The organism is Cryobacterium zhongshanensis (assembly GCF_022760445.1).
Taxonomy (GTDB): Bacteria; Actinomycetota; Actinomycetes; order Actinomycetales; family Microbacteriaceae; genus Cryobacterium; species Cryobacterium algoricola.
Genome location: NZ_JALGAR010000001.1, coordinates 850,644 through 869,681, shown reverse-complemented (window position 1 = coordinate 869,681; position 19,038 = coordinate 850,644). Strand labels below are relative to the sequence as shown.

18 protein-coding genes are annotated in these 19,038 nt (G+C 67.8%); 6 read left to right on the top strand and 12 right to left on the bottom strand.

Going from position 1 to position 19,038, the window contains the following annotated elements:
- The first annotated feature begins 7 nt into the window (after positions 1 to 7).
- Both MQH31_RS04025 and MQH31_RS04020 read left to right on the top strand, forming a co-directional pair.
- Positions 8 to 784: an AMIN-like domain-containing (lipo)protein gene (locus tag MQH31_RS04025; protein ID WP_243011008.1), complete on the top strand. Its 777-nt coding sequence runs from the start codon at positions 8 to 10 to the stop codon at positions 782 to 784.
- Positions 785 to 893: 109 nt separating this feature from the next.
- Positions 894 to 1,502 carry an MOSC domain-containing protein gene (locus MQH31_RS04020; protein WP_243011007.1) on the top strand — a complete coding sequence of 203 codons (609 nt, stop codon included), beginning with the start codon at positions 894 to 896 and terminating at the stop codon, positions 1,500 to 1,502.
- A gap of 37 nt (positions 1,503 to 1,539) precedes the next feature.
- Here MQH31_RS04020 and MQH31_RS04015 read toward each other — a convergent pair whose 3' ends face one another.
- Positions 1,540 to 2,271 carry a DarT ssDNA thymidine ADP-ribosyltransferase family protein gene (locus tag MQH31_RS04015; RefSeq protein WP_243011006.1) on the bottom strand — a complete coding sequence of 244 codons (732 nt, stop codon included), beginning with the start codon at positions 2,269 to 2,271 and terminating at the stop codon, positions 1,540 to 1,542.
- 436 nt (positions 2,272 to 2,707) lie between these two features.
- On the opposite strand from MQH31_RS04015, the gene MQH31_RS04010 reads away from it, so the two are divergent.
- Both MQH31_RS04010 and MQH31_RS04005 read left to right on the top strand, forming a co-directional pair.
- A complete protein-coding gene (locus tag MQH31_RS04010) occupies positions 2,708 to 3,166 on the top strand; it encodes a GyrI-like domain-containing protein (RefSeq protein WP_243011005.1) in 459 nt (152 codons plus the stop codon).
- An 89-nt stretch (positions 3,167 to 3,255) separates the two neighbouring features.
- Entirely contained in the window at positions 3,256 to 4,011 is a 756-nt protein-coding gene (locus tag MQH31_RS04005; protein WP_243011004.1) for a potassium channel family protein, read from the top strand.
- 37 nt (positions 4,012 to 4,048) lie between these two features.
- Here the strand turns inward: MQH31_RS04005 and MQH31_RS04000 are convergent, their stop codons facing one another.
- Positions 4,049 to 4,843 carry an endonuclease/exonuclease/phosphatase family protein gene (locus tag MQH31_RS04000; protein ID WP_241976027.1) on the bottom strand — a complete coding sequence of 265 codons (795 nt, stop codon included), beginning with the start codon at positions 4,841 to 4,843 and terminating at the stop codon, positions 4,049 to 4,051.
- A 138-nt stretch (positions 4,844 to 4,981) separates the two neighbouring features.
- Here MQH31_RS04000 and MQH31_RS03995 point away from each other — a divergent pair, with 138 nt between their 5' ends.
- Positions 4,982 to 5,380 (top strand): hypothetical protein, encoded by a 399-nt coding sequence (locus tag MQH31_RS03995; protein ID WP_243011003.1) that lies wholly within the window; start codon positions 4,982 to 4,984, stop codon positions 5,378 to 5,380.
- Here MQH31_RS03995 and MQH31_RS03990 read toward each other — a convergent pair.
- From MQH31_RS03990 to MQH31_RS03970, 5 genes are all read right to left on the bottom strand, one after another.
- A complete protein-coding gene (locus MQH31_RS03990; RefSeq protein ID WP_243011002.1) occupies positions 5,362 to 7,746 on the bottom strand; it encodes an HAD-IC family P-type ATPase in 2,385 nt (794 codons plus the stop codon). The genes MQH31_RS03995 and MQH31_RS03990 overlap by 19 nt on opposite strands.
- Positions 7,747 to 7,882: 136 nt before the next feature.
- Entirely contained in the window at positions 7,883 to 8,902 is a 1,020-nt protein-coding gene (locus tag MQH31_RS03985; protein ID WP_243011001.1) for an LLM class flavin-dependent oxidoreductase, read from the bottom strand.
- A 75-nt stretch (positions 8,903 to 8,977) separates the two neighbouring features.
- Positions 8,978 to 9,403, bottom strand: a complete 426-nt coding sequence (locus tag MQH31_RS03980) for a DUF7715 family protein (protein ID WP_243011000.1) — start codon at positions 9,401 to 9,403, stop codon at positions 8,978 to 8,980.
- Positions 9,404 to 9,504: 101 nt separating this feature from the next.
- Complete coding sequence (locus MQH31_RS03975) at positions 9,505 to 10,464, bottom strand: aggregation-promoting factor C-terminal-like domain-containing protein (protein ID WP_243010999.1); 960 nt, start codon at positions 10,462 to 10,464, stop codon at positions 9,505 to 9,507.
- A 339-nt stretch (positions 10,465 to 10,803) separates the two neighbouring features.
- The gene (locus tag MQH31_RS03970) at positions 10,804 to 11,616 is read right to left on the bottom strand and encodes an aggregation-promoting factor C-terminal-like domain-containing protein (protein WP_243010998.1); all 813 of its coding nucleotides are present in this window, start codon (positions 11,614 to 11,616) and stop codon (positions 10,804 to 10,806) included.
- Positions 11,617 to 11,906: 290 nt separating this feature from the next.
- Between MQH31_RS03970 and MQH31_RS03965 the strand changes: the two genes are divergently transcribed.
- Positions 11,907 to 12,506: a histidine phosphatase family protein gene (locus MQH31_RS03965; RefSeq protein ID WP_134532889.1), complete on the top strand. Its 600-nt coding sequence runs from the start codon at positions 11,907 to 11,909 to the stop codon at positions 12,504 to 12,506.
- 102 nt (positions 12,507 to 12,608) lie between these two features.
- On the opposite strand, the gene MQH31_RS03960 is transcribed toward MQH31_RS03965, so the two are convergent.
- The 5 genes from MQH31_RS03960 to uxaC form a co-directional block, all read right to left on the bottom strand.
- Positions 12,609 to 13,268, bottom strand: a complete 660-nt coding sequence (locus tag MQH31_RS03960) for a bifunctional 4-hydroxy-2-oxoglutarate aldolase/2-dehydro-3-deoxy-phosphogluconate aldolase (RefSeq protein ID WP_243010997.1) — start codon at positions 13,266 to 13,268, stop codon at positions 12,609 to 12,611.
- Positions 13,265 to 14,386, bottom strand: a complete 1,122-nt coding sequence (locus tag MQH31_RS03955) for a sugar kinase (RefSeq protein ID WP_243010996.1) — start codon at positions 14,384 to 14,386, stop codon at positions 13,265 to 13,267. The genes MQH31_RS03960 and MQH31_RS03955 overlap by 4 nt, the downstream gene beginning before the upstream one ends.
- The gene (locus MQH31_RS03950; protein WP_243010995.1) at positions 14,362 to 15,906 is read right to left on the bottom strand and encodes a UxaA family hydrolase; all 1,545 of its coding nucleotides are present in this window, start codon (positions 15,904 to 15,906) and stop codon (positions 14,362 to 14,364) included. Before MQH31_RS03950 ends, MQH31_RS03955 begins: the two co-directional genes overlap by 25 nt.
- Positions 15,907 to 15,967: 61 nt before the next feature.
- The gene (locus MQH31_RS03945) at positions 15,968 to 17,434 is read right to left on the bottom strand and encodes a glycoside-pentoside-hexuronide (GPH):cation symporter (protein ID WP_198415866.1); all 1,467 of its coding nucleotides are present in this window, start codon (positions 17,432 to 17,434) and stop codon (positions 15,968 to 15,970) included.
- A gap of 164 nt (positions 17,435 to 17,598) precedes the next feature.
- Positions 17,599 to 18,984, bottom strand: a complete 1,386-nt coding sequence (uxaC, locus tag MQH31_RS03940) for a glucuronate isomerase (protein ID WP_243010994.1) — start codon at positions 18,982 to 18,984, stop codon at positions 17,599 to 17,601.
- Positions 18,985 to 19,038: the final 54 nt, after the last annotated feature.

Sequence of the window (19,038 nt, the reverse complement as noted above, 5' to 3'; positions counted from 1 at the left end):
GTACTCGATGTTCTGCTCCCACAGAAGGCTCGGACTGCCCGTCGCACTCGCCGTGAGCGTGGTTCTGGTCGGCTGCGCGCCGTGGCCCCTCACCCCGACGCCAGGACCGACGTCGACGTCTGCAGCCACCGCAACCGCCTCTCCCACCGCCTCCCCGTCCGCACCCGGAACGGACACCACCACACCGCCGCCCGACGACGCGACGGCGACGCCACAGCCCGGTGACCAGGTCCTCGCGGCCCGGATCAGCTACGGCTGGGCCTGGCCGGGACCCGGGCAACCGGCAACGGTCGGCCATGACAACGCGGTCCCGATCGCCCCGCCGCCGAATCCGCCGCTGCCGGTGCTGACCTCGATCGGTGTCGGGGCCCATCCGCTCGCCTCGCCGCCGTACGACCAGCTGAGCTTCCGGTTCGAGGGCGGCTTCCCCGGCTATGAACTCGAATACGTCCCGGTCCTGACCGGGGACGCGAGCGGGCTGCCGATTCCGATGGACGGAACCGACAGCATCCTGCGAGTGGTGTTCCGCCTCGCGCAGGCCCACACCGAGGTCGGCACCTCGAGTGTGCTCGAGGCGCCGCCCACCGGGGTCGGCCTGTCCGCCATCACCCGATATGCCCCTGCCGGGGACTTCGAGGGCACCGTCACCTACGGGATCGGGGTCGGGCGTCCGATGCCGAGCACTGTGAACACTGCTGTGCGGGTCTACGAGGTCGAGCGGATCGAACAGGGCCGCCATCTCTTCGTCGTGGCCGTGCAGGTCGACGCGAGCCCCTGGCGCTAACCAATTCGACGGAGTTTTTGCGAAAGAAGATCGTGGGAGACCGGTTTTCGGGGTTTTCAGGCAAAATCTCCGTCGAATTCGTCAGGGGGCGACATGCCAGAATCGTCTCATGGTGACTTCTCCGCCCGAACAACCCGGACAGCCCGCCCCGCACGAACAGCACGCAGAGCCCGAGCAGGGCGCGGCGGTCGTGTCGGTCAGCCTCGATGACGCGCACCGCTTCAGCAAGCCGGCCGCGCCGCGCATCCGCCTGCTCGAAGGGCTCGGCGTCGAGGGCGACGTGCACGCGGGCGTGACCGTGCAGCATCGGTACCACGTGAAGAAGGACCCGACGGCGCCGAACCTCACCCAGGTGCACCTGATCCCGGCCGAGCTCTTCGACGAGCTCGCGCGCGGCGGCTACACCGTGCGGCCCGGCGAACTCGGCGAGAACGTCACGACGACGGGGATCGACCTCACCGCTCTCCCCCGCGGCACCCGGCTGCACCTCGGCGCCAGTGCCGTCGTCGAACTGACTGGCCTGCGCAACCCCTGCTCACTGATCAACGGGTACCAGGGCGGGCTCATGAAGCAACTCATCGACACGGATGCCGCCGGTCGCATCACCCGCAAGGCCGGTGTGATGAGCGTGGTCGCGTCCGGTGGCGCGGTCGAGCCCGGCGACACGATCCGGATCGAGCTGCCCGAGGGGGACCAGGTCCCCCTCGGCGTGGTGTGACGGGCGCCGGTCCCGGCCCGGGCCGAGGTCTGCCGTCCTAGACCGTGACCGTCTCCGAGGCGTGGAACCACGGCGGGTACACGGCGACCTTCGGGCGATGACCCGATTCGGCGAGGATGCCGCGCACGACGTCGCGGACCTTGTCGTTCGCGACGGCGACGATGGTGACGAGTTCGAACGGGAAGGTCTCCTCGACGAGGAGTTCGGCTTCGAGGAGCGCTGCGGCATCCGTCGCGGCACGCAGCCGGCGGAGTACCCTCTCGCTCGTTTCCGGCGTCGTTCCGACCCGGGTCAGGGTGCCTGCCGCGTCCCCGTCGGTGACGGCGACGATGCCGAGAGCGGCCTCGCCCGGTCCTGACTGGGCCTCGACGACCTTCTTCACGGTGCTGACCAGGATCACGAAGTCGAAGTTCTCGGCAGACGGGGCATCGCTGGACAGACGCGGGTCACCGGTGTTCGTGAGGATGTTGTCCCAGATGGTCGCGTTCGGCGAGAGGAAGAACGGCACGAAGTGTGCCACGGTCGTGTTCTCGGTGCCGTCGATCAGGGTGTTGCGGCGCTTCTCCCGGTTGGGAGCCGACGAGATGTCGACAGCGGGTCGCGCAGCCCAGGCTTCGCTCGCGTCGGCGAGGAGGCCGCCGCTGGAGAGGATGCCCGCGAGGTTGCGGATGTGGGTCAGGTGGTAGATGCGCTGTTCGCCGACGTTGTCGGGGGCGGATTTCGGCCCGATCGACGACTTCGCCCTGGTCGAAGGGCGGGGGCGGGTCACACTCGTCGTTCCGGAGGCGGCGCTCGCTGGAGCGCTTCGCAGCGACGGCGGCTTCGAAGCCGACTTCGAGCGGACCGGCGAGGGGGCGGACTTCGCCCGGCTCGCGCGCACAGCCGGTGCCGCTGGCACAGCCTCCGGAATCGGTTTCGGGAAACAGAGGGCGCAGAGGCCTCCTTCGAGTCCGTGGATGCATTCGTTGCTCAAAGCCAGAAAACCTCTCGTGTTCGTGTCCCCCACATTCTTCGAATACCCGTGTTCGAAGACCACGAGTCAACGCTACGGTGGTTTTGACCTCAGCGGTTACCGGGATCGACCCGGATCCGGGTTGTCGGTGCAGAATCGCCACGCTGGTGGACCTTACTTCGATACGGGCCGCGGTCTACTCTGGGCCGCATCGGGCCCGTCCGGGGCCCCGCCGCGGACCAGGGAGAGTCAGATGCAGGCCGAACAGATCACCCTCGAACCACGCACGTTCCTCGGAGTCCACGAAGTGATCCCGATGAGCAGGCTGACCGAATACTTCGATCGCGCCTTCAGGACCTCCGCGGCCGAACTCGGCAGGATGGGGGCCCACCCGAGCGGACCGCCGATCGCGCTGTATCACGGCGCCCCGACGGATGCCGCGGTCGACGTGACCGCAGGATTCCCCGTTGTCGACGACGTCAGTGCGACCAGGGCCGTGGAGGTCGTGCACCTCCCGTCCGGTCCGGCGGTGGAGACGTTCCACGTGGGCCCGTACGAGACGATGACCGAGACGTATGCGGCCGTGACGGACTGGATCGCCGCGCAGAAGCTCACCGTCGCCGGGGACATGTGGGAGGAGTACCTGGTGGGTCCGGACTCCGAACCGAACCCCGCGAACTGGCGCACCCGGATCGTGTTCCCGCTCGCCTGAACCGGACACGCTGGCAGGAAACGCGGGCGCAACAATCGCCCTCTAGCATGGGCACGCGACCTGCGACCATGACGAGCCAGGAGAAGGCGATGACACGAAGCTCCCGCTGGGAACGCGCGACGGACACCCCCCTGCTCGCTCTCGGTATCGCGTTCCTGATCGCATACGCGACCCCGATCATCGCGCCGGAGATCAGCCCCGGCTGGCACCTGTTCCTCGAGTGGATCGAGATCGGCACGTGGGCGGCCTTCGCCATCGATTTCGTCGTTCGGGTGAACCTCGCGGAGGATCGCCGCGCGTTCGTGCGCACGCATGTGCTCGACCTGCTCGCGGTCGCCCTCCCGCTGTTCCGGCCCTTGCGGGCCCTGCGGGTGGTCTCGGTCGTGATTCTCTCCACGCGCAGGCTGAGCAAGGTACTCAAGAACCGCGTGATGACCTACGTGGGCATCACGGCCGTGTCGGTCTGGTTCATCGCGGGCCTCGCGGTGACCGACGCGGAACGGAACGCGCCCGGCGCGAATATCGTCACGGTGTGGGACGGCTGGTGGTGGTCGTTCATCACGATGGCCACCGTCGGATTCGGGGACCACTTCCCCGTCACGATCGACGGCCGTCTTGTCGCGGTCGGCCTCGTGGTCACCGGGATCGCGCTGATCGGCACCATCACCGCATACATCGCGTCCTGGTTCGCCACCGCCAGCCGCGAGGCCGAGGAGGCGATCAAGGTCGAGCTCGGCGTGAACGAGGACAAGCTCGACGCCCTCACCGTCGAGATCGGCGAGCTCAAGGCCCTCGTTGAGCGGCTGGCCGGTCGGCCGCTCCCGGTTCCGCCGCCCACGGACTGAACCGCAGGGCCAGCCCTGCGGGCCGAGATCGGTTCGATCAGATGTCGAAGTCCGCGACGGTTGGCGCGGCGGTCGTCGTCGCGGTCCTCGACGACGAGCGGGCGGCATCCGTCTCGCGAATGCTCTTCCGGGCGCTCTGCCGGAGGGTCTGCGTCGGCAGATCCTCGGTATAGGAGGAGGTGACCATGATCGGCATGTGGTCGGACGTGCCGCGCGGGAGGGTCTCGACGTTCTCGATGGTCAGGCCGACCGAGGTCGCGAGGTCGAAGTGCCCGCGGAAGAATCTGTAGCGCGTGTAGGTGCGGGTGTCGCTCAGCGTGAGGTCGTACCCGGACTCCGTGACCTTGTCGCCGAGGTTGCCCTTGAAGATGGGGTAGTTGTAGTCGCCGACCATGAGCGTCGGGAGGCCGGGGCCGAGCCGGCTGAGTTCCTCGTGGGCCGAGCGGATCTGGTTGCGGCGCAGGGAGTTCCGGGCGGTCAGCGGTGCCGCATGGAAGGACGCGACGACGAGCTCGCGCTGCGCCTCCTTGTCGACGAGCCGGGTGCCGATCAGGCGCTCGTGCGCCGGACGCAGCACCATGTCGTGCAGGGACTTCTTGAGCGCGAAGGCCTGCGAGGTGACGGCGTCGAAGCGGTCCTGGCGATAGTAGATCGCGAGGCCGAGCCGGTTGGTCAGGGTCGAATCGGCGAGGTGCAGCGTGCCGATGTCGTCCGGTAACTCGAGGGTGTCCGCCTCCTGGAGGCAGAGCATGTCCGGCTCATAGGTGATGGACAGGGCGGCGAGTTCGCCGACCGCCCGGTTCTTCCTGAGGTTGTAGCTGATGACCCGCACGTCTCTGACCTGACTTCCGACTCGTGGTGGTGATTCAAGCCTAATGCGCTCAGCTGGGTTGCACCGGGGTCATTGCACAGAGGTACCCTGCATCGGTAGTTTGGTCGCGACGACGGCGAACCCGAGGAGGCCAGGTCCATGACGGTGAAGCGGCCCGGCGGGGTGACGTTCGCGGTCGTGCTGATGTACATCGGCGGAATCATCCAGATCGCCCTCGGAGTCCTGACCATCTTCCTGCGGTACGCACCTGATGTGGCCGCAGACGGGACCACGTTCGCGGTGTCTCTGACGGGTGCCGGCATGGTCCTGTTCGGCCTGTTCGTCGTCGCTCTCGCATCCGGGGTCGCTCGGGGCAGCCGGGTCTCGCGGTTGAGTGCGACGGTCGTGGTCGCACTGGGCCTGGTGCTCATGCTCGCGGACCTGATCGTCGCGGACGACGGGGATTGGTCCGGCGTGGCGATCCAGGGCGTCGTCGTCGCGTGCGTGGTCCTGCCGTTGTGGACGGGGACGGGGCGCCGCTACTTCGCGAGGCGCTGACCGAGGGCCCGCTCCGCATCGCGACGGGCGATGCGTCGGTGGGCGAAGCGCACGATCTCGATGAGCGCGATGCACACGACGGAGGTCGCGAGCACGAGCACCGCCGTTGGCAGGGTGGGGTCGACGAGCTGCAGGAAGCTGCGGCTGATCGGCAGCGCGTACATCAGCACGAGCCCGACCATCATGGCGCCGATGACGAGGCCCTTGAACCGGGTCACGGGCCGGGAGAGCACCACGAGGATCCAGAGGCCGATGATGGTCAGGATGAGCGTGGAGCCGCTGCGGATCTCGGCCTCGGGGATCTGGAGATTCGCGGCGAGTTTGGAGTACGTGGCGAGGCCGAAGGTCACGGCGACCCCCGCGGGAATCGCGAAGGTCAGCGAGCGGCGGAGGAAACCCGGCACGTAGCGTTGCGCATTCGGGAGTAGCGCGAGGAAGAACGCCGGGATACCGATGGTGAGCCCATCGGTCACGGACAGTTGCCGGGGCAGGAACGGGAACGGCAGCAGCAGGATCCCGAAGGTGATCGCGAGGAACGTCGCGTACGCGGTCTTGGTGAGGAAGAGCATCGAGACGCGTTCGATGTTCGCGATCACCTGGCGTCCCTCCGCGACCACGCTCGGCAGATGGGAGAACCGGCCGTCGAGCAGCACCAGCCGGGCGACCGCCTTCGTCGCGGCCGCTCCGGAGTTCATGGCGATCCCGATGTCGGCCTCCTTGATGGCGAGGGCGTCGTTCACGCCGTCGCCGGTCATGGCGACGGTGTGCCCGGCCGACTTGAGCACGACCACGATCCGCTTCTTCTGGTCGGGGGTGACCCTCCCGAAGACCAGGTGCTCGCCGAGGACCGCGAGGAGGTCCTCGTCCCTGGTCGGCAGTTCCCTGGCGTCGAAGCCGTCCGGAGCGTCGAGGCCCACCTCGCGGGCGATCGCGGCGACGGTGTGCGGGTTGTCGCCGGAGATGATCCGCACACCGACGTCCTGCGCCGCGAAGTAGGCGAGGGTTGCGGCGGCGTCCTCGCGGATGTTCTCCCGGAAGGTGAGCAGCACGACCGGGACGGCGTCGCCGGGCACGGTTTCGTCGTGAGTCGGCGTGCCGTGGGCGAGCACGAGGGTTCGCCGACCCGTGGCCGCGAGGTCGCGCGCCGTCCCGGCAACCTGTCGGAGGCCGGGACTGTCGGACTCTCCCCCGGGGAAGACCATTTCCGGCCCGCCGAGGACCCACATGCCGTCGCCGAACACGACGGCGCTCCACTTGCGGGCGGAGGAGAACGGGACTCGGTCGACCGGGTCCTCGCTGGGCGGATCGGTGAAACGACCGGCCAGGCTCCGCGCGGTCGCGTTGGCATCGTGCTGCGCCCCGTACCAGGCCAGGACGCCCTCCCACCCGGCGACCGGTATCAGCGGATGCGTCTCGTCGAACACGATGTCGCCCTGGGTCAGGGTCCCGGTCTTGTCGAGACAGATGATGTCCACTCGCGCGAGTCCTTCGACCGCGGGCAGTTCCTGCACGAGCACCTGCTGCCGGGCGAGCTTCACGGCGCCGACGGCGAACGTGATGCTCGTCATGAGCACGAGTCCGAGGGGCACCATCGCGACGACGGCGGCGATCGTCGCGGTGGCCGCATCCCGCCACGCGCCGCCCGCGGCCGCCTCCTCCCAGCCGCCTTGCGCGACCATCTGGGCGTTCAGCACCAGCAGGGCGATCGGACCGATGATCCAGGCCACCCACTTCAGTACCCGGTTGAGGGAGGTCCTGATTTCCGAGGCGACGAGGGAGAACCGTTTCGCTTCGGCCGTGAGGGAGTTCGCAAACGAGTCGGCCCCGACCCGGTCGACCGTGGCGGTCCCCTCCCCGGCCACGACCACCGAGCCGGAGAGCACCCGGTCGCCGGGGGCCTTGTCGACGGCATCCGATTCGCCGGTGAGCATCGACTCGTCGATTTGCAGGCCGCGTGAGCCGGCCGCGATCGCGTCGGCGGTCACCTGGTCACCTGCGCGCAGCACGAGGGTGTCGTCCATCACGACCGCGGCGACGTCGATCTCCTGCTCGCCGCCGTCACGGAGCACCCGGGCGTGCGGGGCGTTGAGGAGCGCCAGCCGGTCGAGCGCCCGCTTGGCCCGGTATTCCTGGACCGTGCCGATGATCGCGTTCGCGATCGCGCTGAAGCCGAACAGGGCGTCCTGCCAGCGGCCGATCGCCAGCAGGACCAGGAAGCAGGCCAGTATGATGCCGTTGAACAGCGTGAGCACGTTCGCGCGCACGATGCTCCACACGCTACGGCTGGTGTCCTGCACGAAGGCGTTGGTGCGCCCTGCCGCGACGCGTTCGGCGACCTCGGCGGCGGTCAGCCCGGTGTGCGGCATCCCGTGTCCCTTTCGGCCCGTGTGCCCCGATGCCGGACCGCGTGGCCCGGTGCGATCACGGTACGACGTGGGCCGCGTTCACGCTAGCCGGGACAGCGAACTTTCTCGCGCCGGTCGCGTGCCCGTCTCAGGAGGCTCAGCGCCAGCCGAGGCCCGGAGCGACATGGGTGACGATGCTCTCGAGGAGGCGCGCGTTGTAGGCGACTCCGAGCTGGTTGGGGATCGTCACGAGCACGGTGTCCGCGGCCTGCACCGAGGCATCCGTCGCCAGTTCGGCGACGATCTGGTCGGGCTCGCCGACGTAGCTCTTGCCGAAACGCGCGAGACCGCCATCGAGGTAGCCGACCTGGTCCTCGGATTCCCGGCTGCCCGGGCGGCCGAAGTAGGCGCGGTCCTCCTCGGTGACGAGCGGCAGGATGCTGCGGCTCACCGACACCCGCGGCGTGCCGGCATGCCCCGCAGCGGCCCAGGCTTCGCGGTAGATCGCGATCTGCTCCGCCTGCAGGTCACCGAACGGGACGCCGGTGTCTTCGGTGAGGAGCGTCGAGCTCATCAGGTTCATGCCCTGCTCCCCCACCCATTTCGCGGTCGCCCGGGTGCCGGAGCCCCACCAGATCCGCTCGCTGAGCCCTGGCGCCTGCGGCTGGATCGGCAGCCGGGCGGTGCCGGCCGACATCTGCGGGTTCGGGGTCGCGATTCCCGCCCCGATGATCGCCGCCCGGAAGATCGACGTATGCTCGCGGGCGACGTCTGCGTCGGTCTGCCCCTCAGCGGGACCGTAGCCGAAGTTCTCGTAGCCGCGCAGTGCGGTCTCGGGCGACCCGCGGCTGATTCCGAGCTGGAGGCGCCCGTTGCTGATCAGGTCGGTGATCGCGGCTTCCTCCGCCATGTACAGCGGGTTCTCGTAGCGCATGTCGATGACGCCGGTGCCGAGTTCGATCCGGTTCGTGCGCGCGGCCATGGCCGCGAGCAGCGGGAACGGCGAGGCGAACTGCCGGGCGAAATGGTGCACGCGCACGTACGCCCCATCGATTCCGAGTTCCTCCGCGGCGACCGCGAGCTCGACCGTCTGGAGGAGGGCGTCGCGTGCCGTGCGGGCGAGGGAACCCCGCACTGCCTGGTGGTGGCCGAAAGAGAGGAATCCGATGCGCTTCATGCCCGGTGCAGCGCAGACGGGCCGCCGGGTATTCCCGGCGCCGCGCCGGCGACGCCGCTGCCCGGGCCGGGCGTGCTACCCGCGCTCGCTCCCGCGCCGTTTCTTCCCCCCGGGCACCCGACGCACGTTGAGCGTGTCGAGGCGGCGCTCCACCACGGTCCCCTCCTCGAGGATCGTCGCGAGAGTGATCAGCTCGTCGACGACCTCCGGCACCGGGCGCGCCTGGCAGCAGACACACCAGCCGAGCGCGTCGAAGCAGGCCCGCAGGGCCTGCTCGTAGTCGCCCCTGGTCAGGCCGGCCTCGTCGGACACCCGCGCCGTCGTCGTGGATTGGAGCGAATTCATGCCACTGAACGAGCGTCCGCAGCCGCAGTCCCCGTAGGGCGCCCACCGGCTGTACGGGCACGGCTCGAGCATCCACACGAGTTCACCCTCGATGCACCCGTTCGAGTCACTGCCACGGCTTCCTTGCGTCGAGCCGGTGGCCACCAGTACCTTCATTCCGTCCTCCTCGGTCTCGGCACGAGCCTCAGGGAGTGGATGGAACGACGCTAACAGCGGCCACCGACATCCGCAGCGGTGGAGCGGTGGTCAGACCCCGATCAGTAGTAGCCGAAGGACTCGGAGTGCGCCCAGGCAGAACAGGGCGTGCCGTAGGCCGACTTGATGTAGCCGAGGCCCCAGCTGATCTGGGTCGCTGCGTTCGTCGCCCAGTCCGACCCCGCTGAGGCCATCTTGCTGCCGGGCAATGCCTGAGGGATACCGGTGGCCCCACTGGAGCTGTTGTACGCCGCGTAGTTCCAGCCGGACTCCCTCTGCCACAACTGGCTGAGGCAGCTGAACTCCCCGCTGCCCCAGCCGTACCGGGAGGAGGCCATCGCACTCGCCGTCGCGCGCGCGCCGGCCGGGCTGTTGTCCCCCGACGACGACGCTGCTTGCGGTGCGGCAGCGGCGGCCTCAGCTGCAGCAGCAGCCTTCGCTGCTTTGGCCGCCTGGGCGGCCTGAGCTTCGGCGGCAGCCCGCGCGGCGGCGGCTGCCGCCTCAGCGGCGGCCTTCTCGGCAGCGATACGGTCGACTTCCGCGACGGCGGCCTGCACGGTGCTCGTCTCCGTCTTGGTCCGGGCGGTCAGCGACTCGACCTGATCGATGGGCAGAACCTGGAAACTCGCGAGCGAACTCGCCGCCGCGGTCAGAGTGGAAGCATCCACTTTGTTCGCGGCTGCGGCGACGACCTGGTTGGCGTCGGCCAACGCGGCGGATGCCGCATCCTCGGCGTGTGACTTCGCGATGGAGGTGTAGACAGTGAGCTGGTCGTGCTGCCGGCCCGTCGCCGCTGCGACGTCGACGGTGGCCGCGATCCGGCTCTCGGAGCGCGTGGCCGCCTCGGCGGCCGCACTGACGGCGAAGCCGCTTCCGGCCACGATCACGGCGATCGCGAGACCGGCCGTGAGGAGGGTGAACCGTGGGGAGCGATGCCCCCGGGTGCGCGTCCTGCGGGAAGCCCGGGTGTCGACCGGAGCCGAAGCTGCTGGCGAATCTGGTGCTGATGGAGATGAGTTCATGTTTCCTGCAATCGGGAACCGGCGCGAAAAACGGTCCGGTCCGCTGAGTGTCAGGCCCACGCTCTCGGTGACGGCGCGGGCGAATTGGCCATAGTGCAGACGCTTTCTGGCAAAGTCCCGACCAAAACCTCCGGAAGTCATCCACGCCGGCAGCCGGCGACTGGGTCCTCCGGAGTGGCGGGCCGGACGAGGTCCGGTCCGCCACTGTCAGGGAGCGGAAGTGTCCGTTCCTGAGTTTTTCTCAGGGAATGGCTTCCCGTTTACGGCCGGCCGCCGTCTGACCGACGGACCACAGCGACGGAACGCAGCGAAGGAACGCAGCGACGGATCAGTGCGCGATCAGTAGTAGCCGAAGGACTCGGAGTGCGCCCAGGCCGCGCACGGCGTCCCATAGGAGCCGGCGATGTAGCCGAGGCCCCAGGCGACCTGCGTTGCGGCGTTCGTGGCCCAATCGGAGCCGGCCGAGGCCATCTTGCTCCCGGGAAGCGCCTGCGGGATACCGGTGGCCCCACTCGGGTTGTAGGCCGTGTACGACCAGCCGGACTCTCTCTGCCAGAGCTGCACGAGGCAGCTGAACTGGCCGTCGCTCCAGCCGTACTTCGAGGAGGCGAGGCTCTGGGCCACCGCTTTCGCCCCGGCCGGCGTGTTCGATGCGGCGAGGGCCTGCAGCCGCTGCGCCTCCGCCGCGGCGGCTGCGGCGGCCGCCTTCTCTGCTGCGATGCGGTCTGCTTCCGCTGCCGCGGCTTCGACGGTTGTGGAGATGGCGGCCGCGCGCTGGGTCAGCGACTCGACCTGGTCGATGGGCAGTACCTGGTAGCTCGCGAGCGAGCTCGCGACGTCGCTCAGGGTGGTCGCGTCGACCTTGTTCTGTGCGCTGGCGAGCACCGCGTTGGCCCGGTTGAGGGCGGCCGCGGCGGCGTCCTTCGCGTGCACGGTGGCGATCGAGTCGTACACCGCCAGTTGGTCGTGCTGGCGTCCGGTGCTGTCGGAGAGGGCGGTGGTGGCGGCCGCGCGGTCCTGGGCGGCGTTCGCGGTTTGAAGGGCGAAGGAACCGCCGGTGACGACGGCGACGGCGACCGCGGAAGCCAGGGAAATGGCGATGATCCGGCGAGAATGCGGGGAACGGCGGGGAGGTGCTGAATGCGATGTCATATGGTCCCGGTGTCGCAAGCGCGGGCGCACGAACAGGGTTTCGTGGGCCAGCACTCACTGGTCTCAGGCCCGCGCGCTCGGATGCTGCGCAGGCGAATCGGCCATAGTGGCCGGGATTCCTGCACAAACCATCCCTTTTCCCTCCGAAAGTCATGGGAATCGCGCTGCGTTCCGCACCCGTGCCCCGCCCTCCTCCGCGGCGAGCCTGTCTAAACTCGAAGAATCGACAGGTTCATTTCGGTCGATATCCGCGGACGTTCCCACGAAACTGAAGATCACGGGGTTTCATCATGACCGCGCACGACATCGTCCTGGTCCGGCACGGGCAGACCGAATGGAGCATCTCCGGTCGGCACACCGGGCGCACCGATATCCCCCTCACTGACCTCGGCCGGCAGCAGGCGGATGCGCTCGGCGAGATGCTCGACGGCGAGGCATTCCCGACGGTACTGTCCAGCCCCCTGCAGCGGGCCTGGGAGACCATGGAACGCGCGGGATATGCCGCGCAGGGCATCGCTTCCCAGGACATTCTCGAATGGGACTATGGCGTGTTCGAAGGGCGAACGACCGAGGACATCCGGCGGGAGATCCCGGACTGGTCCGTGTGGACGCATCCGATGACCGGTGGGGAGTCCGCCGATGCGGTCGGCGCGCGTGCCGACCTCGCCATCGAGCAGTGCCTGGCCGCTCCGGGCCCTGTCGCCGTGTTCGCGCACGGGCACTTCCTGCGCATCATGACGGCCCGCTGGATGGGCCTGCCCGCCTCAGCGGGAAAGCACTTCAGCCTCGGGACTGCGACGGTGTCCACCCTCGGCTGGGAACGCGACAACCGCGTGCTGCAGATGTGGAACGACGCCTGCCACCTGAACTCGATGGACCCCGTTCTCTGAGCAGGCGTCATCCCGGCACGCTTTAAGGCGCAAACGCGGCGCCCAGGGGCCGAAGCACGTCCTGGACGCCGCAGTCTTTGTGCGACTCGGTCTTGCTGAGTCTTACTTCCGGCCGGCACCCGTCAGAGCGGATGCTGCGCTGGCGGCGATGATGCCGCGCACGAGCTCGAGCTGGGCGTCGTCCCCGAAGGAGGAACTCAGGCCGACGACACTGACTCCGGAGGAGAGGAAGTCGGGCGCGTTGAGCGCGGTGACTCCGCCGGTGGCGATGAAGTTCATGTCGGGGTACGGGCCCTTCATGGACTTCGCCCAGTTCGGGCCGAGGATCGAGGCCGGGAAGACCTTGACCCAGCGGAGGCCGAGCGCACGAGCCTGGAGGATCTCGGTCGCGGTGGCCACCCCCGGAAGGTGCGGGATGCCGCGGCGAACGCTCTCCGCGACGATCACCGGGCTGAAGCCCGGGGACACGGTGAAGGCAACGCCGACCTTTTCGGCAGCGTCGAGCTGCTCGAGGTTGGTGACGGTGCCGGCGCCGACGACGAGGCCGCGCTCGGCAGCCGCTTCTGCGACGGCCTTCAGGACGGGAACCGCGTCGGCGGTCTGGATCGGAATCTCTACATGCTGGACGCCGGCATCCCAGGCGCGCTCGGAGAGGCGCACGGATTCGGTCAGCGAGAGGCCACGCAGAACGGCGAGGACGGGGACCCGGAAGAAGTCTCCGGGGAACCACTCAGCGGTGGGAAGGGCGGTTGTGCTGGTCATGCGGACAGTCTCCTAAGATCGGTTCGATCGGATTGTGAGTCGTGGGTGTCGGAGTCGATCCCGACAGTGGTCCGGGGTTCGGCGCCGGCTTCCGGCGTTGCGGCGAACAGTCCGTGACCGGGCCGGAAGTCCTCCCGGCTGCCGAGCGCCCAGGCTGCGAGCGCGTGGCCGTGAGTCAGCCGGACTTCGGAGGACTCCCCGTTCAGGAGTGCGGACAGGTAGCCGGCAGCGAAGGCGTCGCCTGCCCCGACCGGCTCGACGACCTCGACCTTGCGGGCGGGAACGACCGTCGTGCGGCGGGTGCCATCGGGGAGGAGGGCGTACTCCGTCGCGTCGACGGCCCCGTCCTTGACGATGAGGTACGGCACGTCGGGCAGCAGGGCCCGCACGTCTCCGGACGTGACGCAGCCCCAGATGGTGGCGGCTTCGTCGAGCCCGACGAGGACGACCGTCGCCTTGGCGGCGAGCTCCCGCAGCCGGGGTCCTGCAACGCTCACGGGCCAGAGCTTGGACCGGTAGTTGACGTCGAACGACACCGAGGTGCCCCACTCGGCCGCGTGGTCGAGCACGTGTTCCACCAGGGCGGAGCAACTCGGCGACAGCGCGGGCGTGATGCCGCTCGTGTGGATCAGGTGGGCGGACTGGAGGGGCCAGCCCGCGACATCCGCCACGCCCAGTTCGGAGGCGGCGGAGCCCGCACGATAGTAGAAGACGTGCGCGCCGGAGCCGGTGTCCGGCTCCTTGAGGTACAGTCCGGTCGGGCTGGCCGTGGTGCGGTTCACCCAGCGGGTGTCCACTCCCCCGCAGTCGAGCGTCGAAATGACCTTGGTGCCGATCGGGTCCTGGCCGACATTGCCGGCCCAGGCCACGTGGTGGCCGAGCTCGGCGAGGTGCGCCGCCACGTTGGACTCCGCACCGCCGACGCCGAGGTGGAAGCCCTCTGCGATGTCGAGCGAGGTCGTCGAGGTCGGGGTGAACATGCCCATGGTCTCGCCGAAGCAGACCACCTGCGGGTCACCCTGCGCGACGCCGGAGCCGACCGGGTTGCCCGGCTCGTCCTGCAGCGCCTGGGCGCCCGCCTGCTCGTCCGTCATCAGGTCACGGCCCCGATGTGCCACGGCACGAACTCTTCCTGGCCGACATTGAACTCTTCGCTCGTGGTCTGCTTGCCGGAGGCGACGGCGATGATCATGTCGAGGATCTCGGCGCCGACCTCTTCGACGCGGGCGGTGCCATCGGCGATCCGTCCGGCGTTGATGTCGACGTCGTCACCCTGGCGCACGAACAGCGCGGTGTTGGTGCCGACCTTGATGCTCGGGGTCGGCTTGCAGCCGAAGACCGAGCCGCGGCCGGTCGTGAAGACGACGACCGTCGCGCCACCGGCGACGAGGCCGGTGACGGACACCGGGTCGTAGCCGGGGGTGTCCATGAAGCCGAGGCCACGCACGCTCATCGGTTCGGCGTATTCGTAGACCGCTGCGAGGTCGGCGCGGCCGGCCTTCGCGACGGCGCCGAGCGACTTCTCCAGGATGGTGGTGATGCCGCCGGCCTTGTTGCCGGGTGAAGGGTTGTTGTCCATCGTGCCGCCCCCGGTGACGATGTACTTCTCCCACCAGTTGATCCGGTCGATCAGCTTGAGGCCGACCTCGCGGGAGGTGGCGCGGGCGGTGAGCAGGTGCTCTGCGCCGTAGATCTCCGGCGTCTCGGCGAGCACGGATGTCGCGCCGTTGGCCACGAGGACATCGGACGCCCAGCCGAGGGCCGGGTTCGCGGTGATGCCCGAGTAGCCGTCGGAGCCGCCGCAGTTGAGACCGAGGACGAGTTCCGAGATGTCGATGGGCTCGCGGCGGCGTTCGTCGAGCTTTTCCGCCATCTCGAGGATCGCCTCGACGCCGGCCGCGACGGTGGCGCGCATGCCGCCCGTCTCCTGGATGGAGAGGGTCGTGAGGAGGGTGTCTGCCGGGAGCTCGCCCTGGCCGAGAATGACGTCGGCCGGGGTCATTTCGCAGCCGAGGCTGAGGACGAGCACGCCGGCGATGTTCGGGTGGGCCGCGTAGCCGTTGAGGGTGCGGACGAGCATCTGCGCGCCCTCGCTCTCGAGGACCAGGCCGCAGCCGCTCTGGTGGGTCAGGGCGATGACGCCGTCGACGTGCGGGAAGCGGTCGAGCAGGTCGCCGCGGAAGCGGTCCGCGATCAGCTTGGCGGTCGTGCCGGAGCAGTTGACCGTCGTGAGGATCGCGATGTAGTTGCGGGTGCCGGCGCGGCCGTCCGCCCGACGGTAGCCGTCGAAGGTGCGACGTACCGTCGGTGCGGGCAGCTCGGTGTGCACGGTACCGAACTCGTGCACGCGGGCACCGAGGTCCATACCGAGGTTCTGGCTGTGCACGTGTTCGCCACGCACGATCGGCGCCGTCGCGGTGCCGATCGACTGGCCGTACTTGTGAACCTTGTCCCCGACCGCAACCGATCCGAGTGCGATCTTGTGGCCGCTGGGCACGGCCCCGACCACATTCAGAACGCTGTCCCCCAGGGTGATGGCTTCTCCGGGAACGAGGTCCCTGAGGGCGACAGCGACGTCGTCGCCCTCCGCCATGACGAGCACGGATGTGCCTGTCGCAATGCTGTTGATGTGGCTCATGAGATCTTTCTCTCTGGGGTGCTGATGAAAGCGGTCGGGGTGGTTCGCTGCCGACGGGTGACTACGCCTTGGTGGCCGCGGGGGCCTCTTCGCCGATGATGCCGTGTTCCCAGCGACCCTCTTCGAGGTCGATGGCGATGGCGTGGTACTTCTCGTCGCTCAGGCTGTAGAGGAAGTAGATGATGACGGCGGCGATGGTGAGCGCGATGGCGGGGTAGATCGTCATGACGGCCTTGATACCGGCGAGCGTCTCGGTGGACTGGGTCGTGGCCTTGACGACGTAACCGGTGATCGCGAGCATTCCGGCGCCGACGAGAGCGGCGAGGGACTGGGCGACCTTGCGGGAGAAGTTGAATGCGGCGTAGGTCATTGTTTCCTTGCGGACACCGGTGTGCCATTCTCCGTAGTCGATCGTGTCGGAGACGAAGGCCCAGGTGACACCGTTCGGGATCGCCAGCGCGGCGTAACCGATGGTGACGAGGATCATGAACGTCCACAGGTTGGTCGGGATGACGAAGTTGAGGCCGTTGGCGACGATGGAGATGATGAATCCGGCCATGGCCGTCTTCTTCTTGCCCCACTTGGCCACCATCTTCGGGATGAACATGATGCCCACGATCGAGGCACCGATCATGACGAGGTTGAGGACGGCCTGGAGGGCGATGTTGCCGAGGTTGTACTGGGCGAAGAAGATCATCATCATGTTGTTGACGTTCATCGAGGAGATGGTGAAGAGCGTCATGAGAACGAGGGCGAGGAGCGGCTTGTTGGTGAAGATCGCCTTGGCGTAGTCCTTCACGCCGTTCTTGTCGAAGCCGACGGCACGGTTGACGTAGACGCGCTCCTTGGTACCGCGGTAGCAGATGTAGAAGGAGACGACGCCGATGATGGCCATGATCATCGCTGCGAACATGTAGTTCTGGGCGGTCATGCCACCGAACATCATCATGATCGGGATGAACGCGAAGCCACAGATCCACTGGGCGCCGAGCGAACCGGCCTGGCGGCTGGTCGCGAGCTCAGCGCGGTCCTTGATGTCGCGGGTCATCACCGAGGCGAGGGAGCCGTACGGGTCGTTGGTGAAGGAGTAGATGATGCCCCACACCGCGTACGTGCCGGCGGCGAAGGCGATCTTCCAGCCCATTTCCACGTCGGGCATGGTGAAGGTGACGACGGTCATAACGGCGAGCACGATGGAGGAGACCATCATGACGGGACGGAATTTTCCGCGCTTGCCGAAGCGGCGGCTGTCGATGAATGCGGCCGCGAGCGGGTCCATGCAGGCATCGAACAGTTTGCTGAGCGTAAAGATAAGCGCGACTACAGCGGGCGCGATGCCGGCGGTGTCGATCCAGAACTTGGTCAGGTACGACTGTCCGAGGTCGAACATGAAGCCGTTACCGAAGTCGCCGAAGCCATAGGCGACCTTCTCTTTGCGGGAGATGCGTTCAATAACGGTGACGCCGGCAGAGCCTTCTGGTCCGGTGGCCCCCATGGCGCCGGGCAGGCCCTTTGTGGTTGTACTCATAATGCGGATTCACTCCTATGTGCTGGATTTAATGGGGTCGTGCTGGTCGTGCTGTTTCGTGCTTTCGTGCGTTCGTGCGTTCGTGCGTTCGTGCGTTCGTGCGTTCGTGCAGAAGTACTGTGCGGGTGGATGCTTCGAGCGGGTAAGCGCCGGAGCCGAACGGGCTAGAACCCGAAGTAGGTGTTCGCGTTGTTGAACGAGATGTCTTCGACCATCCGGCCGAGGATGGCCTCGTCGTCGGGGACTTCGCCGAGTTCGACCCATTCGCCGATCAGTTCGCAGAGGATGCGGCGGAAGTACTCGTGGCGCGGGTAGGAGAGGAAGCTGCGGGAGTCCGTGAGCATGCCGACGAAATTGGAGAGCAGGCTCTCCTCCGCGAAGGTCGACAGCTGCAGGCGCATGCCGTTGCGGGTGTCGTTGTGCCACCAGGCGTTGCCGAGCTGGAGCTTCTGGACGACATCCTTCTGGTACGAGGCCATCAGGGTGATCAGCGGCAGGTAGTCGTTCGGGTTGAGCGAGAAGATGATCGTGCGGGGAACCGCATCCTCGGATTCCATCGCGTTGAAGAGCTTGGCGAGGGGCTCGGCGATGTTGCGGTCGTTGATCGCGTCGTAGCCGGTGTCGGCGCCCATGCGGGCGAAGCCCGGGTCGTTGATGTTGCGCAGGGCGTGGATGTGGTACTGCATCGTCCAGTCCTTGGCGCTGTAGATGCGCATCAGGGCCTTGAGCAGAGCCGTGCGGTACTGCGCGATCTCGGTCGCGGTCAGGGTGCCGCCGGCGAGGGCGGTCGTGACGATCGTGTCGAGTTCGGCCGGGGTGGCCTCTTCGTAGACGACAATGTCGAGGGCGTGGTCGGACAGGCGTCCGCCCATGGTGTGGAAGAAGTCGACGCGCTTGGTGAGGGCCTCGACGATGTCCGCGAACGCGGTGATGGTGACGCCCGCCGCGGTGCCGAGCGTGGCGATGTACGCCGCGTAGCCGGCCTGGTCGATGTTCAGGGTCTTGTCCGGACGGAACGCCGGGAGCACCTTGAACGCGCTCTCAGTCTTGAGCAGCTCGTGGACGTGCAGATCGTCGGCGGGGTCGTCCGTCGTGACGACGACCTTGACGTTCATGTGCGTGATCAGCTTGCGGCGGGAAAACTCCGGGGTGGCGAGCAGCAGGTTGGCCGCGTCGTAGATCTCGCGGGCGGTCTCGCGGCTGATCACGGTGTCGATGCCGAAGAAGCGCTTGAGTTCGAGGTGCGCCCAGACGTAGAGCGGGTTGCCGAGCGCCTTTTCGAGGGTGCCTGCCCAGGCGTAGAACTTGTCGAAGTCGGCGCCGTCTCCGGTGATGAGGCGCTCGGGGACCCCGTTGGTGCGCATCAGGCGCCACTTGTAGTGGTCGCCGCCGAGCCAGGCTTCGGTGATCGTCGCGAAGTTGCCGTCGTCGAGGATCTCCTGAGGGCTCAGGTGGCAGTGGTAGTCGACAATCGGCATGTTCTTCGCGTGATTGTGGAAGAGCTTCTTCGCCATCGGCGTGGTGAGCAGGAAATCGTCATTCAAAAACATCAGAAACAGTCCTTTGTTCCGTGCAGTCGTTGTTGTGTGTGAAGCAGTGGTGGG